Genomic DNA, 17,908 nt, shown 5'->3' on the forward strand with positions numbered 1-17,908 from the left:
CACGGGCCTCTGGCACTTAGAATCGCCCTATATGACGGAGTATGGACTGGTACTGGGGGGCGGTGGGGCGCGGGGATTGGCGCACATCGGCGTCTGGCGGGTGCTCGAAGAGGCCGGGCTACGGCCCACCGTATTGGCCGGAACCAGCATGGGCGGATTGGTGGGCGCGTTTATTGCAGCAGGCTATTCGGGCGCGGAACTGGAAAAGATATCGGCGTCGGTGTCGTGGCGGCGTCTGGTGGACTGGCGGCCCGGCACAGGTCTGATCCGGGTGTCGGCCTTCGAGTCCTGGCTGTCTCAGCATCTGCCCGCCACCTTTGAGGAACTGCCCATTCCGCTGGCAGTCACGGCCACCGATGTCCTCACGGGCCGGGGCGTGTACCTCTCGCGGGGCAACCTCCTGACGGCCTTGCGGGCCACCACCGCCTATCCGGGTGCGTTGGAGCCTGTACCAGTCGGCGAGATGCTGCTTTCGGACGGGGGCGTGCTGAATCAGGTTCCAGTAGACGCCGCGCTGTTTCTGGGCGTGCGAAAGGTGCTGGCTGTAGACGTGACGGTCCCCAGCCCGCTGGCACTGCACGGGCGGCGCGTGCTGCTCTGGCGGCGTGAGGCACATCTGGGGCCAGTGCAGGCGCTACGGCGGGCGGTAGAAATCATGCAGGCCCAACTGACCGACGCCCGGCTGAGTCTGTACCGTCCCGATATCTTGCTGCGCCCCGTACTGGGCGACGTAGACCTGCAAAACTTCAACCGCTCGGTGCAGGCCATAGAAGCGGGCCGGAACGCAGCGCTGGCCGAGCTGCCGCGCATTCAGACAGTGCTGGGCAACGGACAGGGAACCGCGCCACTCCCGCCACACCCCCCCACAGCCTGAAGCGCTCTCCGGTGAGGGTGGGTGTTCCTCACCCTGTATCCGCTATCCTGCGCGTTGCATGACCAGATTGCTCAAGTCCGCCCCCGGCCCCCTTCAAAAACTGTGGAAGGAACTGCTGGAACCCATCGTTTTCGCGGTGGTCATCACGCAGTTTGTCGCCACATTGGTCGGTGTGGACGGCGTCAGTATGATGCCCAACCTCCGCAACCGCGAGCGCGTGTTCGTGCCCAAATACGAAACGTGGCTGCACAAGGCGGGCGTCGGAGAATTCAAACGCGGCGATATCCTGATTTTTAAACCGCCCCGCGAGGCCGCCGACAAGATTTCCAACCTCCAGAAGAGTGCGCCGCTGAACCTCTGGACCTACCGTCCCTTTCTGATCAAGCGCCTGATCGGGCTGCCCGGCGACAAGATCAGCATCAGTGGCGGCGAGGTGACGATCAACGGCACCAAACTGGATTCGAGCTGGACCACCGATTACTGGCGTCAGCAGGGATGCTGGGACAACCAGAGCGACCTGGCGAATCTGGCCGCCTCTGGCCGAAATGGAGTCCTGACCGACCAGCCTGAGATTACCGTGCCTGCCGGACAATATTTCGTGATGGGCGACAACCGCACCCCGAATGGCAGCGAAGATTCGAGGCTGTTCGGGCCGGTGCTCAAGCGTGATGTGGCTGGCCGAGCCGCCGCCGTGATCTGGCCCATCATGCGGAAAACCAACATCAAGTATGACTGCGCTGCCGATAAGGTCGCCGACGACGGCCTCAGCGGAGAAAACGTGCTGAACTGGCGCGTGTTGACCCGGCCAGAAGGCTTCGACAACTTCAATAAGTAGGCGGTAGCCGCACCAAAGCAGAGGGAGCCAGTCATTCAGACGGCTCCCTCTGTGGCGTCGGCATGCGTGGGGAAGCCTCCCGCGTTATCTACTCGTCCTGCTCATCATCCTCGCCGAGCACGGTGATTTCGGTGGTTTCCCACACGACGCGGTATTCGCCTTCGCGGGCGATATAGTCAGCGGCCATCCGCAGGGTTTCTTCGACCCACACGTAGTCGTTGCTGAGGGTTGCCACACCGATGATCTCCCAGTCGTGGGCATCCAGACCGTCCAGACGCGCGACCGTTAAAGGGTAACGGGCCTTCAGGCGCTCCACGACGGGCCGCACCAGCGCCCGTTTTTCCTTGAGATTACTGACCCACGGCATTTCCACACGCACGGTCAGCACACCTACGTAGCCCAGCGCCACCGCGTCTAGAGCATTCCGGCAAGGAATCCCTGCCCGCGTACTGCGCGAACCAAGTCCATGACCGTCAATTGAGAGGGGTCGTAATGTACTTCAATTTGGCCGTCGTCGGGCAGAGCGCGAACGACGCCGGGCAGGGCACGGAGCGCCCCCGACACCTTTTCGCCTGCCTCTCGGTTCATGCCGCGTACACCGAGCAGCACGCGGGTTGCAGATTTCGTCATGCCCAGCAGTATAGAGACTCTAAGTACGTCCTTGCTCGCTCTGCTCGGATACCCCAAAGGGGATCAAGGAGCTACTTAGCGGCCCAGTTCAGGCAATTCCGAATTCCCTGTCTTCTGGTCTCCCAACTTCTGACCGGGCGCAGTCTCGGCCCGCGTGCCCAGGTGCCGCACTGCGTAGCGCCCCAGCACATGTGCGCCCTCGGCAAAGGCGGCAGCCTCCAGCGCGGGCGTGACTGCAAAATGCACCTCATAGACGGCGGTATCATAGGCACTCTTGACGGTGGCGTGCAGCAGACCCTCGGCGGTGGCGGCGGGCGCAGCAGGTGCCAGGGCAACGGTGCGAACCAGCACGATAGGCCGGTCTCCCTGCCACACGCTCTGGGCGAAAATAAAGCCGTGCAGCACGCCGTCATCTTCGGCCACAAAGGAATGCTCGCTGCGTTCGTAGAACTTGAGGGCAGGCAACGTGGTGGAGATCCGGCCCTCGCGCTCGCGGGGCGGCAGGGTGTCGAAAGCAGGGTCGGCATGGGCCAGTGCGGTCAGATCTAGCGCGTGCAACGCGTCGTAATCATGTTCGGTAAAGACTCGGTAACGCATAGAGAGCAGCGTATCAAAGGAGGGCGTAACGAAAGGCCGTGGGGCAATCGAGGCGGCACAGTTGCAGCGGCGCAGCCTTAGCATGGAGAAACCATGTGGCCTTCTGCCGTCACTGCCCTCCTTGATCACCTGCTGGCCGAACAAAAAGCCATTCTGGGGCCGAATCTGGTGGGCCTCTACCTGCGCGGCTCCTTGGCTTTGGGCGACTTCGCGCCTGAGACCAGTGATGTGGATGTCTGCTGCATCATGGACCAGGCGATCAGTTCCACAGAATTTGCTGCACTGGCCGCGCTGCATGCCTGCATGTTCGCCTCCGGACAGCCCTACAGCCATGATCTGGAAGTGGCTTATCTGCCCCGCGCCAGTGCCGAATACTGGCGGCCAGAAGAACGGCACCCCACGCTCTCACGCGGCGGAGGGGTGCTGGACTGGCACACCCACCACGAAAACTGGGTGCTGGAGCGCTGGGCCATGCTGCATGGTCGGAGCCGATGGTTTGGCCCTGAGCCGCATACCCTCATCGCGCCCGTATCGGACGCACAACTTCGCCGCGCCGTGCTGCACCGCCTCCAAGATTGGCGGGCCTTTGCCCTCACACCCGGAGATCCCGGTTGGAGCCACCGGGGCCACGCCGTATACGCTGCCGAAACCCTATGCCGTATTGCCCACACGCTCAGCACCGGCCACCTGAGCAGCAAACCCACCGCCGTACGCTGGGCAGCGGCCACCTTTCCAGAACCTTGGCACACGCTGATCATCAGTCTGGAAAACTGGAGAACAGACCCGGCCATTGACCCTGATCTGAACAGACAGGTTCAACAGTTGATCCTTTGGGCGGCACAACAAATCGATAGTAAATCACTGGGGGCCACCTGACGCGGCGGTCCAGGAGACAACTTCAGCACACCTTTACTGAAAATCTCAGCGCAAAACCTGCGCTTCCAGCACCTCCTCCCAATTCGGCATGCTGTCCTGTGCGCCGGGGCGGGTACAGGCCAATCCTGCCGCCAGGCCCGCCCAGTGCAGCGCGGCGGACAGGAAATCTTCAGCAGACACCCGCGCCGCCAGCATGCCGCAGAAGGTGTCGCCTGCTCCAGTGGTGTCCACGACCTGTACCGGGTGGGCCGCCATCCGGTCGGTCGTCTCAGCGGTAACGGTGAGGCTACCCTGTGCGCCCAGCGTGACCGTCACCGCCTGCGGCCCAAGTTCCAGCAATGAGCGGGCGGCGGATTCCAGTTCGGTGGGTTCGGAGGGTCGCCCCACCAGCGCCTCCAGTTCGTGTTCGTTCACAATCAGGTGATGGGTGTGGGCCAGCAATTCCGGGTCGGCAGCGCGGGCAGGCGCGGCATTCAGGATCACGGTCAGTCCGGCGGCGTGGGCACGGCGGGCGGCCTCCCGCGTTACGGCGGGCGTGAGTTCTTGCTGAAGCAGCAGATGGGTCAGGCCGCTCCAGTCTGTGGGCAGATGCTCTGGCCCAAAGCGGGCATTTGCGCCGCTGGCAACGGTGATGGCGTTTTCTCCGTTCGCCGCCACCGTGATCAGGGCCAGTCCGGTGGGGGCGTCCAGCGTATGGAGCAACGACAAATCCACGCCTGCACGGGTCAGGCCCGACAGAGCTGGAGGCCGGAAGGGATCGGAATCGCTGCCCACCGCCCCACACAGCCTGACTTGTGCACCTGCCAGTGCTGCTGCCACCGCCTGATTTGCGCCCTTCCCACCTGGCGATACACGGGCGTCACCACCCAGCACAGTTTCACCGGGGGCAGGAATTCGGGTGGCCTGCACAGTCAGGTCAGCATTGACGCTGCCGATGACAAGAATGGTCATGGGAACGAGGGTAGAGCAATTGGGACCTGTACCCTGGTCGATGGGCCACCAACAAGCGCCTGAATTCGTTGAGCTTTATAACCGCAGTAAGAGACTCAGAGGCATCAGACTCCGCAGATAAGGCGCAGGCCCTCAACCCTGGTCCTCTTCCGCGTCCTGTTCTTCCACATCCTGCGTCTCTGCCGGATACCGCTTGCGCCACAGTTCCCAGCCCTCGTCGGGGAAGGCCCGCCTGGCTTCGGGGGCGAACAGGCGTGCGCCTTCTGCCTCCAGGTCAGGGTATGGGCAGGCCATGACTTCGGTGGCCTGCATCGCGGGATGGTCGGCCCACTTGATCAGGCGGCCTGAACCGCCCCAGGCATCGTCGGTGGCCCACACCACGCGGCCCATGCCCAGCAGTGCAGACGCGCCGCCGCACATCAGGCAGGGTTCGAGGCTGGTATAGAGGGTCAGCTTGCCGGGGTTTTTCAGCTTGCCCAGCGCAAAAAACACGTCCATTTCGGCGTGCGCCACACTCGCGCCGCCCACATGCTCGGCGGTCTGGTCTTCGCCCACCCGGTTTCGGCCTCTGGCAACCACTTCGTCCTGCTCATTGACCAGTACGGCCCCCACAGGGGAGCTGCCCGCCGCCACAGCTTCGCGGGCCATTTCCAGTGCAGCTTTCAGGTGTGCCCGGTGGCTGAGGGTCAGGGGTGGAGCAGGCTGTTCGGTCATGAGGTCAGTCTGTCAAAAGGCGCGTGAGAGGGGCTTGAGGCAACCTTGGGTCGGATTGTGGGTCTGCTGGGGCAAGTCTGGGTCGGTGGGAGTTGGCTCAAGCCTCAGGCCTCAGTCACAAATTCAGGTTCAGAACTACCCACCCATACGCCCCTATTTCTCTGAGAAAGATCATGGCGGCCCGCTGAGGGTTTTGTTATACTGAGTTCAATTACAAAGTGTTCGTGTGTCTCGTGCGTGCTTTTCGCTGCTTGGCCGCTTCCTGTCTGCTCTCTACCCGCCTCCCTCATTGCCGGTCCTTACCGCTCCCTGCGCTGAGGCCAATTCTTTTCCGACCTGCACTTCACCCCGGCCCAACTCCGCACCGAAGCTGTTCACCGAAGTTTTTTAAAGGAGCGTGTCTGCGCCATGACTGCACCCCAACCCCCTGCCGCGAGTCCTCTGCCCCGCCCCTGGCTGGCCCACTATGAAGCGGGCGTGCCGCACGACTTCGTGCCCAGCAACGACACGCTGCCGATGCTGCTTGAACACGCCGCCGCCAGGTTTCCGGGCCGCCCCGCGCTGACCTTCGTGGGGGCCAGTACCTCCTACCGCGAACTGTGGCAGGACGTTCAGCGGTTCGCGACGGCCCTCCAGAAAGCGGGCGTGAGTCCGGGCGAGCGGGTGTCGATCATGCTGCCCAATTGCCCGCAGTTCGTGGTCAGCTTTTATGGGGCGCTGCTGGCGGGCGCGGTGGTGGTGAATACCAGCCCGCTGTACACACCCAAAGAGCTGGAGCATCAGCTCAACGACAGCGGCAGCGAAACCCTGATCATGCTGGACACCTTTTACCCGCGATTTGCCGAAATAGAGGCCAGCGTGGGGGTGCGCCGCGTAATCGTGACCGGAATTCAGGACGCTCTCCCCTTCCCCAAAAATCTGCTGTATCCGGTCAAGGCGCGGCGCGAGGGAACGTGGGTGGGCGTGAAGCCGGGCGGCAAGGTGCTGGGGTTCAGGGCACTGGTCAAGAGCCAGCCACCCGCCCCCCGCGCCGTGCGGGTAGAGCCGGACGATGTGGCGCTGCTGCAATACACGGGCGGCACCACGGGCGTGCCCAAAGGGGCCATGCTGACCCACCGCAACCTGGTCGCCAACTGCGAACAGGCCCGCGCCTGGATGACTGATCTGCGCGAGGGTCAGGAAGTGACGCTGGCTGCCATTCCGTTTTTCCATGTGTACGGCATGACGGTTGCCATGAACCTGAGCGTGCTGGTGAGCGCGACGATTGCCCTCGTTCCCAACCCGCGCGACATCAAGATGGTGCTCGGCGCGATTACGGCCAGCAAAGCCACGCTGTTTCCGGGCGTGCCGACCCTGTACAACGCCATCAACAACCATCCCGACACGCCCAAGCACGACCTGACCAGCATCCGCGCCTGCATCAGCGGCAGCGCCCCCCTGCTGCTGGAAACCTCGCGCAAATTCCGTGAAATCACGGGCGGCGCGAATCTGGTGGAGGGCTACGGCCTGACCGAAGCCAGCCCGATCACGCACACCAACCCGATTTTCAGCGGCCAGCGCGAGGGCAGCATCGGCCTGCCCATGCCCGGCGTGGACGCGGTGGTGGCAGGCGAGGACGGCCAACCTGTTGCCGCTGGAGAGGTAGGAGAACTGTGGGTGGCCGGGCCGATGGTCATGAAGGGCTACTGGCAGCGCCCCGATGAGACCGCCAAAACGCTGCGGGAGGCGCATGGCCGCACGTGGCTGATGACCGGCGACATGAGCATCATGGGCGAGGACGGCTATTTCAGCATCGTGGACCGCAAAAAAGACCTGATCATTGCCGGGGGATTCAATATCTACCCGCGTGAAGTGGAAGAGGTATTGATGAGCCATCCGGCAGTGCTGGAAGCCGCCGCCGTGGGCCTGCCGGACGCCTACCGGGGCGAGAGCGTACACGCGGTGGTGGCCCTGAAACCCGGCATGAAGACCACCGAGGCCGAGATCATCGCGCACTGCAAGAAAGACCTGAGTGCCTATAAGGTGCCGCGCAGCGTGGAGTTCCGCTCCGAACTGCCCAAGACCGCCGCCATGAAAATCCTGCGCCGCCAGTTGGCACAGGAAGCGCGGGAAGCGCAGGCCGCAGGCAAAAGCTGACGCCCCACCCACCACATTGCTGACCTACCCCCGCCCGACCCCCGCCACTGTGTGGGGGTTTCTCACGCCCTTCTCGTGCGGGTGACGTTTCTTACAGGGCCGCGCTGCACTATCATGGGCTTTATGGCATATACCATCCTCGTCGCTGATGACGAACCGGCCATCCGAACTATGCTGGAGGTCATTCTGTCGGCAGACGGGCACGAAATCGTAGCTGTTCAGGACGGCAAGACCGCGCTGGATTACCTCCGTGACCACACCCCCGACGCAATGCTGCTCGACGTTAAAATGCCGCACATGGACGGCTTCGAAATCTGCTCACGGGTCAAGCGGATCAAACGTCTGCGTGATACCCCCGTGCTGCTGCTGACCGGATTCGACGACGACCAGACCCGCGACCATGCCAAATTGGTGGGCGCAGACGACATCGTCTATAAACCCCTTTCCGGCAAGAACCTGCGGGGCCGCGTGAACCAACTGATCGAGGCCCGCCGCCGCTGACTGCTGCTGCGCTCGCTGATCCGGGCCAAGAGGAGAGAGGCTTGATTTTCGTATTGAGGTTTTTAAAATTTCTGACTTCCCTGCTGATCGCGGCGTTGGTCGCGGGTGCGGGGGTCGCGGCGACGTATGCCAGCAAATGGGCACGCGAACTGCCCGACTACCGCCAACTCGATTCCCTGACCCGCTCTCTGGGGGCAGAAACACGGGTCTTTGCCCGCGACAACACCTCGCTCGGCAGCCTGATTCCCAAAATCGGTGAGCAGGCCATCAGCCGCACGCTGGTTACGCTGGACGAAATCAGCCCCTTTATGGTGGCCGCCCTGATCAGCAACGAGGATCGGCGCTTTTTCGAGCATTACGGCCTCGATCCCTACGGGCTGGCACGGCAATTCCAGCGGCTGGCACGCGGCGACGAGGTACAGGGCGGCAGCACGCTGACCAATCAACTCGTCAAAAATACGCTGCTGCTGGAGGAATACAACCAGGCCCGCACGCCTGACCGCAAGCTGAAAGAGTGGATGCTGAGCGTGCAGGTCGAGCGCAGCTTTACCAAGGAAGAAATTCTTCAGAATTACCTGAACACGATCTATTGGGGCGACGGCGGCCCGGTGGAGTTGTACGGCATCTACGCGGCATCTCAGGCGTATTTCCGCACCACGCCCAAGCGCCTGTCGCTGGCCCAGAGCGTGTACCTGACGATTCTGGTGCCCAGCGCCGGACGTTATTTCAACTATGCCGAGGTGCGCCCACTGATGAAGGTGGTGCTGGCCCGCATGGTGGAAGACCAGTGGATTACGCAGGCACAGGCCGACGCCGCGTGGCAGGAAAAATTGCAACCGCGTGGCTGGCAGGTGGTGTACGCCGGGAACGGCGACGTGAAGACCGCCAAACTCGTGGACCGCACCGCCAAAGAACTCAAGGCCGTGACCACCACCCGCGCCCCGCACTTTATGGGACAGGTGGAGGGCGAACTCGTGCGCCGATTCGGGCGCGAGAAGGTGTACGGCAGCGGCGGCCTGCGCGTGTATACCACCCTCGATCCCAAACTCCAGAACGCTGTGGAAACGGCCAGCCGGGAAGCCACCGGTCTGCCCCCCGGCGCGACCCTGGGGGCCACCATCCTCGACCCCTATAGCGGGGAAGTGCTGGGCATGATCGGCCAGAAACTGGTGGGCAACGCGCCCCCAGACGAGTGGAACAACGCCGCACAGGGACAGCGTCAGATCGGTTCCACCATCAAGCCGCTGCTGTATACCACCGCGCTCAGCACCGGCCTGACCCAGGATCACCGCGAAGACGACAAACCCGTGTCCTATCCGTGTATCGGCTGTAAAGACGGCGTGTACGAACCCAAGAATTTTGAGGGCGCGACCACCTACCGCAGCATGACCATTCGCGAAGCCCTCGACCGCTCACTGAATCTGGTCACGGTGCGCCTAGCAGACCGGATCGGCCTTCAGACTTTCTTTGGCAAGTTGCGTGATGTGGGAGTCCCGCCCAACGACGGAACCGGGCTGGCCGCCGCGCTGGGCGCAGTAGAGACCACTCCGGTGAAGATGGCGGCGGCCTACGCTCCCTTCGTGAACGGCGGTCTGTACCGTGCGCCGCGCTACCTGACCCGCGTGACCACCGCACGCGGCGAGGTGCTGTATGACGCCGGAACGACCCCGGTCAAACCCAAGCGCGTCTGGACGCCGCAGGTCGCCTATCTGGGTCTGAATATGATTCAGGGCGTGGTGAACGACCTCACGGAACGTCAGGGCGGGCTGGCGACCAAGGCCAAATTCGGAGACTGGCCGGTGGCGGGCAAAACGGGCACCAGTAACGGCCCCAAAGATTTCTGGTTCGTGGGAACCACGCCGCTGTATACCGGAGCCGTCTGGGTGGGCAAGCAGAAGGGCGGCGAGATGCCCACCTATTTCTACTCTGGCTACGTAAATGCTCCAATCTGGCGGCGCATGATGGAAATCGCCCACGCGGGCAAAACAGTCACGCAGTTCAATGAGCCTCCAGGAATTCTGACAGCGGATGCACCTGACCCCGGCTACCTGCCTGGCGTCAAGATTGCTCTGCTCGACCCTGACTACCGCGACGCCGCCGATACCCAGATTCAGCCCGACGCGCCTGTGCCGACCGTGTACCGCGAAACCACCTTTGCGCCGGGCAGCGTCGATCCCCGCACCGCCATGATCGACATCGACCGCACCACCGGGCGGCTGGCCACCGAATTCACGCCCCCAGCCAACATCGTGCAGAGGCGTGTGTACATCGAGGAGCTTCCCGGTTATGCGCCTGACCCCACGCCCGCCCCCCTGCGCGACGAGAAACCCGACCCGGCAGCCCTGAAAGCCGTGAAAGGCCAGTCCAGTACCCTGACACCCACTGCGCCCTAGGGCTGGGGGCCACCTACCCTCGCCTCTACTCCTAGCTTCAATCTGGCGGCCCCCGGACCTTCGGTGGGCCGCCTTCATTGCTGACTGTTCTCATAGGTCGGTCACGCAAGGACGGCGCGGGTGGCGCATCATGGCCCCCATGCGCCACGCTCCGCTGCTGACTCTGCTACTGACCCTGGGGGCGGGCCAGGCCGACGCCCGCGTGAGACTGGGAGACACCCTGCCCCCCCACCCCTGGACAAGTGCTGCCGACCGTGAAGTGGTCGTGGTGTACTCCCACGACTGCGGCGATCTGGGAGACCTGTGGCAGGCCGTGCTGGACAGTGGCCTTCCCGTAAGGGCCGTCAATGCCGAAGACACCCCCGCCCCGGCCCCCGCGGGCATCAATCCCTGGCGCGGCGCAGAGGCCACCACCTTTGCCCGCAAGTTAAAAGTGGGGGCCTATCCCACGGTGCTGCTGGTGCAGGGAGGACGCGTGCTGAATGCCTGGGAGGGAACGTTTCAGGGGGAATGGTAGGGCGCTGACGCGCTGGGAAGTAGATCGTGGAACGTGGGCAAGACGCAGGGGGGCAGGAAGTTCAGGGGTTTCGGTTGTGAACTTTCGGAACAACCCTAGAGATTCATTTCGCCGCTCCACGCTCCACACGGGACGCCCTGCCCATCCCTCGCCCGCTAGACTGCCCCTATGCTGACTTCCGGCCTCTCTGCACCCACGGTCACGGTGGCATTTCTGGCGGGACTCTTTTCGTTTCTCAGTCCCTGCGTGTTGCCGCTGGTTCCCAGTTATCTGGGCGTTATTGGCGGCGCACGCTCACCCCTGCTGCGGGCGCTGGGATTCATTCTGGGATTTGGCTTGGTGTTTGTGGCGCTCGGAGCTACCGCCAGCAGCCTCGGCGCGGTGCTGGCCCCGCACAAAATCCTGCTGGGGCAACTGGCCGCCGTCCTGATCATCTTTTTTGGACTGGTGATGCTGGGTGTGGTGCGTTTTCCCTTCCTGATGCGCGACACCCGCGCCCTGGCCGATGCGGGCGGATACGGCCCGGTGGCGCTGGGCGCGGCGTTCGCCTTCGGCTGGAGTCCCTGCCTCGGCCCCGCGCTGGGCAGCATTCTGGGGTTGGCTGCCAGCAGCGCCAGCCTCGGCCAGGGCGTGGGCCTGCTGGGTGCGTATACCCTGGGCCTCGCCGTGCCGTTTTTGCTGGCCGCCCTGCTCTGGAACCGCCTGAACCTGCGCCGCCTGAACCGCTATTCCGGCATCTTCGAGCGCGTGGGCGGCGGCATTCTGGTGGCAGTGGGCCTGCTGATGGTCACGGGGCAATTTACGCGGCTGGCAACGTTTTTTTATGGAGTGATGCCCGAATGGTTGAGGATTTGAAGATCGTGGAACGTGGATCGTGGATCGTGGAAAAAGATGTGGGGCCGTTGTTCTGGCTCCTAGAGACCCGGACACAGAATGTCTGACTCCGCCTTTCCCACTGACCACTCACCACTCACCACTGACCCGCCCCACGCCGTCCAGTTGCGCGGCGTCTGGCTCCGGCTGGGCCGCGAGGTGGTGTTGCGGGGGCTGGATCTGGATGTGGCGGCGGGCGCGGGTGTGACCCTGCTGGGAGAAAACGGTGCGGGCAAAACCACGCTCCTACGGCTGATTTCTTCTGGCCTGAAACCCACACGCGGAGAGGGCCGGGTGCTTGGCTTTGACCTGCGCGATGGCCGTGCAGTGCGCGAATGCATTCATCTGATGCCCGTAGACGCGGGCCTGTACCCCGATCTGACGGGCGAGGAAAACCTGAATTTTGCTCTGCAAATGCACGCCATGAAGGGCGATGCGGCTGCGGCGCTGCGCCGGGTGGGGCTGGAACGGGCAGCGGCGCGGCGGGTGCGCTTCCTGTCGGCGGGCATGCGGAAGCGCCTGGCCCTGGCCCGCGCCCACCTGCTGGCCCGCCCGATCACGCTGGTAGACGAACCGTTTGCCAATCTGGACGATGCCGGACGCCAATTGACCCTTGACCTGCTGGGCAACCTGTCGGGGCGCGGCGTGACCATGCTGATCGCCGCCCACGAACCGCATCTGGCGCGGCAGGTGGCCCCCCGTGCGCTGCGGCTGGCAGCGGGCCTGCTGACCGAGGACGATCATGGCGGGTGAACCGAACGCAGAACGTGGAGCGTGGAACGTAGAAAAAGAGGTGTTGACCACGGTTCACCCTCTGCAATCCAACCTTCAGACGGTGCTGACGGTGGCCGCCAAAGACCTGAGCGTGGCAGGCCGTACCCGTGACGCTCTGCTTGCCACGGGCTTTTTTGCCGGATTGGTACTGCTGGTGCTGGGGCTGGCCCTCACCGGGGGCGGCGGAAGGTCGGACGATCAGGCGGCGGCGCTGGCCTCGGGCGCGGTGTGGACGGCCCTCGCGCTGGCCGCCGCCGTGGGCGCTCAGCGGGCCTTTGCACAGGAGCAGGAAGCCGGGGCGCTGGAGCAACTGACCCTCTATCCGGGACCACACGGGGCGCTGTATCTGGGCAAGCTGCTGGGCGTGCTGGGGCCGCTGCTGCTGGTGGCGGCGCTGGCCGTGCCAATGGGCCTGATCCTGTTTGGCGCGGCAGGTGCGGGGCGGGCCGTGCCGTGGCCTGCGCTGACCCTGCTCACGGTGCTGGGCGTGCTGGGCTTTGCCGCCGGAACCACCTTTTACGGCAGCATCACAGTCAGCCTGCGGGCGCGAGAGGCGCTGCTGCCTGCGCTGGCCTTTCCCATTCTGGTGCCTGTGGTCATCGCCACCGTGAAGGCCACCACCCTGCTGCTGCAAACCGGCTGGACGCCCGAGGTCACGGCGTGGGTGGGCTTTCTGGCCGCCTTCGATATCGGCACAGTGATTCTGGCGACGCTGCTTTTTCCCTATGCGGTGGAGGGATGAGGCGCTTTGGGCCGAGGGTGGATCGTGGAACGTGGGAAGGGCGCGGGTGGGCAGGAAGTTCAGGGTTTTTAGCTCTGAAGCGTAGGAGCACGCCCAAAGATTAATTTCACATCCTCCACGATCCACGATCCACGATCCACGATCCACGATCCACGATCCACGATCCACGATCCACACCCACCGCAGCCCCCCGCCCTTCCCACTGACCACTCACCACTAACCACTCACGGCGCAGAGCGCCCTACAATTCCCCCGTGATCCCCTCCCCTGCTCCGACCAACGCCGCTCCCATCACTCTGGCCCTCGATACCGCCACGCCATTTCTGACCCTGGCGCTGGCAGGGCCGGATGGCGTGCGGGTCTGGTCTGCCGAGGTGGGCCGCGCCCATGCCGAGCGGGTGGCGGGTGCGGTGGCAGAGCTGTTTGCCGAGGCCGGATTGCCGCTGCGGGCAGAGCGGATCGTGATCGGTACGGGGCCGGGATCGTATACGGGCGTCCGGGTGGGCGCAAGTTACGCGCTGGGGCTGGCACGGGTGTGGGGCGCAGAGGTGGTGGGGGTGTCCACGCTGGAAAGTTTGGTACGTGGGCCGGAGGGCGTGCAGCTTTCCGGGGCGGTGGCCGTATCGCTGGATGCACGGCGCGGCAACGTGTACGGCGCGGTCTACAACGTGCAGAGCGGCGTAGTTACCGAGGTTGTTCATGCCCCCGAGAAACAGACGATGGAAGAGTTTCAGCTTCGGGCAGCGGGCCTGCCCCAGTTTCACGACGCTGCCCCAAACGGAGAGGCTCTCTTGCGGGCAGGACTGGCACACGGGCAAACGGACTGGGCCTTGTCTTACCTCTGAACCTCGGTACTGAATCCGGGCCAGAACCACCGATCTGCCCAACTGGTAAGTACCGATGTGATATAGATTTCCCAACCTTGCTTGCACAATCCAGCCTGACTTCGTGAAGTGGTGTCGTACGGAACGACCGATCTGTTGGCCGCGTGCCAGCCATTCTGTATGGCAGCAGCTTTCACCAGAACAGTTGGAGAGCAGTGGGGTGGTCGGCATCACCTGACCCGTCCTATGAATTGTTGATAGGATCGGTCATCTGTTCTTGGGTCATCTACGACCCGTACTGGAGGCTTGAATATGCGAACCCGTCTTGTCCTGACCACTGCCCTGCTGCTGAGTTCTGCCGCCAGCGCCGCAACGACCACCCTCAATGTCTTCATGGGTAGCCAGCAGCGCCCGGAAATCTTCCAACCACTATTTGACCGCTTTCAGAAGCAAAACCCGAACATTAAAATCAAGATTGAGACAGGCGGGGCCACCAGTGAGGCGCAGAACCAATACCTGACCACCGTGCTGGCCGCCAAAGACAACACGCTGGATATTTTCCTGATCGATGTAGTGCGCACGGCCACCTTTGCCGCCGCAGGCTGGGCCGAACCACTGGACGCCTACGTGCCCAACAAAGACGTGTACCTGAAAGCCTTCCTTGCAGGCCCGGTGAACGCGGCCAGCGTGGGCGGCAAGTTGTACGCCATGCCTGCCTTTACCGACGCACAGTTCCTGTACTACCGCAAGGATTTGCTGGCCAAATACAACGCTAAAGTGCCCAAAACGTGGGATGAGTTGGCTGCCACCGCTGCCCGCATTCAGAAGGCCGAGGGCGGCAATTTGCAGGGCTTCAACTTTCAGGGTGCGCCCATCGAAGGTACGGTCTGCAACTTTCTGGAGATGACCTGGACGGGCGGCGGCAACGTGAGCAACGTGAACAGCCCCGCCGCCAAACAGGGCCTCGGCTTTCTGGTGAATGCCGTGAAAACCAAACTGGCCCCCGCCGCCAGCAGCGAGATGAAGACCGACGACAGCCGCCAGCAGTTTCAGGCCGGAAACGTGTTGTTCGGCCTGAACTGGAGCTACGCCTGGGCGCACTTTCAGGGCAACAGCCCCCAGCCCACCAAGGTCAAGGGCGACGTGGGCGTGACCGCTATCCCCGCTTTCGGCAAAAACAGTACGGCCACCTGTACGGGCGGCTGGGAATGGGCCGTCAGCGCCTATAGCCGCAACAAGGCGGCCAGCGCCAAACTGCTGCAATTTATGGCAAGCAGCGACGTTCAGAAGGAAATGGCGATCAAGGGCGCTTATCTGCCCATCCGCAAGAGCCTTTACAACGATTCGGGCGTCGTGGCGGCCAACCCTCACTTCAAGAGCCTGTTCTCGATTGTTACCAAGGCCCGCCCCCGCCCCATTACGGCCAACTACCCCCGCGTCAGCGAAATCATCCGCAACAATGTTTCGGCAGCGGTGGCCGGAAGCAAGACTGTGGACGCCGCGCTGAACGAGATGCAGCGGGATCTGGAGCCGTTGCTGAAGTAAGAAGGTGGGTCTGAGAGGGTGTTGTTCGGGGCTGGAAGGTGAACCCCCCCGTTGCCTTGCAACGCCCCCCCTTAAAGGGGAGGACAACGGCTCTGGCGCTCCCTTTAAGGGGGGCTGGCTGTGAAGCCGACTGGGGGGTTTACACGCGGCTTTAATCTGACTTCGCGGGCGAACCCCCCCGTTGCTCCGCAACGCCCCCCCTTGAGGGGAGGACAACTGCCCCCAGTTTTTGCCCTCAGACCCTCGACTCCTAGACCCTTAGACCCCCTCCCTCTCTAGATCGATTCACCCTCTGATCAAACTGACCAAAGCGAGGTCTGTGCATGGCTCTCCCCTCTCCATCCACCTCTCAAGGGGCCAAGCCGCGCCGCCTGCGCCGGGAGCCGTCCGAGGGCTGGCTGGCCGTGCTGCTGCTGGCCCCCGCCGCGCTGCTGCTGTGCGGGGTGCTGCTGTTTCCTATGCTGACCACCCTGCGGGACAGCCTCTTTGTCAATAAATTGACCGAGCCGGGGCTGGGCACGCCGTTTGTGGGCTTCAAGCAATACGTGCAGATGTTCGGTGATGCCCGGTTTGGGCAGGCCCTGAGAAACACCCTGTTTTTTGGCGTGCTCACGGTGGCCGGATCATTTCTGGTGGGCATTCCGATGGCGCTGGCGGCACATACGCCCAGCCGGGTGCGTGGGCTGGCGCGGGTGGCCCTGCTGCTGCCGTGGGCCATGCCTCCGGTCATCACGGGCCTGATTTTCGCCTGGCTCTTCAACGGTCAATACGGCGTGTTCAACGACCTGCTGGTGCGTGCCCACATCATTCAGGAGCCGCTGCGCTGGCTGTCTACGCCGGGGCTGGCGGTGGCGGCGATGGTGGTCACGATTGTCTGGAAAACCAGTTCTTTTGTGGCCCTGATCGTGCTGGGCGGCTTGCAGGGCATTCCCCGCGAACTCACCGAGGCCGCCGATGTCGACGGAGCCACGCGGGTGCAGTCTTTCTTCCGAATCATTTTGCCCATGCTGGCCCCCAGCCTCGCGGTGGCCTTCATTTTCCGGTCTATCAGCGCCGTGCAGGTCTTCGATATTCCGTACACCTTCATTCAGCAGGCTCCGGCACAGGGGTTGTTGGAAACCCTGGGCGTATACATCTACCGCACCTCTATCGAATTTCTGGACTTCGGCTATGCGGCGACCCTGAGTGTGGCCCTCTTTGCCGTCAGTCTGGCCGTGACTGCCGTGTACGTGCGCTTTGTGCGCGGGGGGGACTGATATGGAAGACACGCCCCCACGCCTCTCACCGCTGGAACGGGTGGGCCGCTGGCTGGGCCTGACCGCCCTGATCCTCGGGGGCTTTTTTCCCTTCCTCTGGATGGTGCTGACCTCCATCAAGACCGAAGGCGAATTGCAGAAATTCCCGGTGCAATACCTGCCGGGAACACTGAATTTTGCCAATTACGCGCAGGTGTTTACCGAGCAGCCCTTTGCCCGCTTTTTCTTCAATTCCCTGACCGTCAGCCTGCTGAGTACCGTGCTGGCAATCGTGGTGGCCGCGCCCGCCGCCTACGCCCTGTCTCGCCTGAATATCCGGGGCCGGGGCGTGCTGCTGACCGTGGTGGTGGCCTTTTCCATGTTTCCGGTGGTCAGCCTGCTGGTGCCGCTGTTCCGGCTGATGCGCGGCGCGTCGCTGCTCAATTCGTATCCGGCGCTGATTTTGCCGTATGCGGCCCTCAGCCTGCCCGTGGCTATCCTGACGCTGGTGGCTTTCTTCAGTTCCATTCCCCGCGATCTGGAAGCGGCGGCGATGGTGGACGGTTCCAGCCGTCTGGGTGCGCTGACCCGCGTGGTGCTGCCCCTGTCAGCCCCCGGCGTGGTCACGGCGGCGCTGCTGGTCTTCGTGAATTCCTGGAATGAATTTCTGCTGGCCCTCAGCTTCAATACCCGCCTGAGTATGCGAACCGTGTCGGTGGGCGTCACGCTGTATCAGGGCGAATTTGCTTTCCCGTGGCCGCTGATCGCTGCCGCCGTGGTCATTGCCACCGTGCCCATCGTCATTCTGATCGCCGTGTTCCAGAAACGCTTTGTGGCCGGACTGACGGCGGGCGGGGTGAAGGCGTGAGAATTCAAGCTGAGATTCCGTGT

At 63.4% G+C, this 17,908-nt stretch carries 19 protein-coding genes; 14 read left to right on the top strand and 5 right to left on the bottom strand.

The annotated features are described in order from the left end of the window. Positions 1-31 precede the first annotated feature (31 nt). Positions 32-874 carry a patatin-like phospholipase family protein gene (locus F561_RS0101075; protein ID WP_019008083.1) on the top strand — a complete coding sequence of 281 codons (843 nt, stop codon included), beginning with the start codon at positions 32-34 and terminating at the stop codon, positions 872-874. A 58-nt stretch (positions 875-932) separates the two neighbouring features. Then, positions 933-1,709 carry a signal peptidase I gene (gene lepB, locus F561_RS0101080; RefSeq protein ID WP_019008084.1) on the top strand — a complete coding sequence of 259 codons (777 nt, stop codon included), beginning with the start codon at positions 933-935 and terminating at the stop codon, positions 1,707-1,709. Positions 1,710-1,797: 88 nt separating this feature from the next. On the opposite strand, the gene F561_RS0101085 is transcribed toward lepB, so the two are convergent. The 3 genes from F561_RS0101085 to F561_RS0101095 all read right to left on the bottom strand — a co-directional run bounded on the left by F561_RS0101085 (position 1,798) and on the right by F561_RS0101095 (position 2,936). Beyond that, entirely contained in the window at positions 1,798-2,118 is a 321-nt protein-coding gene (locus tag F561_RS0101085; RefSeq protein WP_019008085.1) for a DUF503 domain-containing protein, read from the bottom strand. Between the two features lie 5 nt (positions 2,119-2,123). Further along, positions 2,124-2,339, bottom strand: coding sequence for a heavy-metal-associated domain-containing protein (locus tag F561_RS0101090; protein WP_019008086.1), 216 nt, complete (start codon positions 2,337-2,339; stop codon positions 2,124-2,126). Positions 2,340-2,414: 75 nt separating this feature from the next. Then, complete coding sequence (locus tag F561_RS0101095; protein WP_019008087.1) at positions 2,415-2,936, bottom strand: DUF1999 domain-containing protein; 522 nt, start codon at positions 2,934-2,936, stop codon at positions 2,415-2,417. Positions 2,937-3,029: 93 nt separating this feature from the next. Between F561_RS0101095 and F561_RS0101100 the strand changes: the two genes are divergently transcribed. Then, a complete protein-coding gene (locus F561_RS0101100) occupies positions 3,030-3,812 on the top strand; it encodes a nucleotidyltransferase domain-containing protein (protein ID WP_019008088.1) in 783 nt (260 codons plus the stop codon). 45 nt (positions 3,813-3,857) lie between these two features. On the opposite strand, the gene F561_RS0101105 is transcribed toward F561_RS0101100, so the two are convergent. Beyond that, positions 3,858-4,763 (bottom strand): ribokinase, encoded by a 906-nt coding sequence (locus F561_RS0101105; protein ID WP_019008089.1) that lies wholly within the window; start codon positions 4,761-4,763, stop codon positions 3,858-3,860. A 132-nt stretch (positions 4,764-4,895) separates the two neighbouring features. Next, a complete protein-coding gene (locus F561_RS0101110; RefSeq protein ID WP_019008090.1) occupies positions 4,896-5,477 on the bottom strand; it encodes a nucleoside deaminase in 582 nt (193 codons plus the stop codon). Positions 5,478-5,885: 408 nt separating this feature from the next. Between F561_RS0101110 and F561_RS0101115 the strand changes: the two genes are divergently transcribed. From F561_RS0101115 to F561_RS0101165, 11 genes are all read left to right on the top strand, one after another. Beyond that, a complete protein-coding gene (locus F561_RS0101115) occupies positions 5,886-7,613 on the top strand; it encodes a long-chain-fatty-acid--CoA ligase (protein WP_019008091.1) in 1,728 nt (575 codons plus the stop codon). A 114-nt stretch (positions 7,614-7,727) separates the two neighbouring features. Further along, positions 7,728-8,114 (top strand): response regulator, encoded by a 387-nt coding sequence (locus F561_RS0101120; protein WP_019008092.1) that lies wholly within the window; start codon positions 7,728-7,730, stop codon positions 8,112-8,114. Positions 8,115-8,155: 41 nt separating this feature from the next. Beyond that, a complete protein-coding gene (locus tag F561_RS0101125) occupies positions 8,156-10,507 on the top strand; it encodes a transglycosylase domain-containing protein (RefSeq protein WP_019008093.1) in 2,352 nt (783 codons plus the stop codon). Between the two features lie 130 nt (positions 10,508-10,637). Continuing rightward, positions 10,638-11,024 (top strand): hypothetical protein, encoded by a 387-nt coding sequence (locus F561_RS0101130; RefSeq protein WP_019008094.1) that lies wholly within the window; start codon positions 10,638-10,640, stop codon positions 11,022-11,024. Between the two features lie 168 nt (positions 11,025-11,192). Beyond that, on the top strand, positions 11,193-11,879 hold the full coding sequence (locus F561_RS0101135) for a cytochrome c biogenesis CcdA family protein (RefSeq protein WP_019008095.1): 687 nt from the start codon (positions 11,193-11,195) through the stop codon (positions 11,877-11,879). Positions 11,880-11,957: 78 nt separating this feature from the next. Next, positions 11,958-12,650, top strand: a complete 693-nt coding sequence (locus F561_RS0101140) for an ABC transporter ATP-binding protein (protein WP_019008096.1) — start codon at positions 11,958-11,960, stop codon at positions 12,648-12,650. After that, entirely contained in the window at positions 12,640-13,413 is a 774-nt protein-coding gene (locus tag F561_RS0101145) for a heme exporter protein CcmB (RefSeq protein WP_019008097.1), read from the top strand. Before F561_RS0101140 ends, F561_RS0101145 begins: the two co-directional genes overlap by 11 nt. Positions 13,414-13,667: 254 nt before the next feature. Then, entirely contained in the window at positions 13,668-14,258 is a 591-nt protein-coding gene (gene tsaB / locus F561_RS0101150; RefSeq protein WP_019008098.1) for a tRNA (adenosine(37)-N6)-threonylcarbamoyltransferase complex dimerization subunit type 1 TsaB, read from the top strand. Positions 14,259-14,549: 291 nt separating this feature from the next. After that, positions 14,550-15,782: an ABC transporter substrate-binding protein gene (locus F561_RS0101155; RefSeq protein WP_019008099.1), complete on the top strand. Its 1,233-nt coding sequence runs from the start codon at positions 14,550-14,552 to the stop codon at positions 15,780-15,782. 323 nt (positions 15,783-16,105) lie between these two features. Then, entirely contained in the window at positions 16,106-17,038 is a 933-nt protein-coding gene (locus F561_RS0101160) for a carbohydrate ABC transporter permease (RefSeq protein ID WP_019008100.1), read from the top strand. Between the two features lies 1 nt (position 17,039). After that, positions 17,040-17,885, top strand: coding sequence for a carbohydrate ABC transporter permease (locus F561_RS0101165; protein ID WP_019008101.1), 846 nt, complete (start codon positions 17,040-17,042; stop codon positions 17,883-17,885). Positions 17,886-17,908 lie beyond the last annotated feature (23 nt).

Source organism: Deinococcus aquatilis DSM 23025 (genome assembly GCF_000378445.1).
Lineage (GTDB): Bacteria > Deinococcota > Deinococci > Deinococcales > Deinococcaceae > Deinococcus > Deinococcus aquatilis.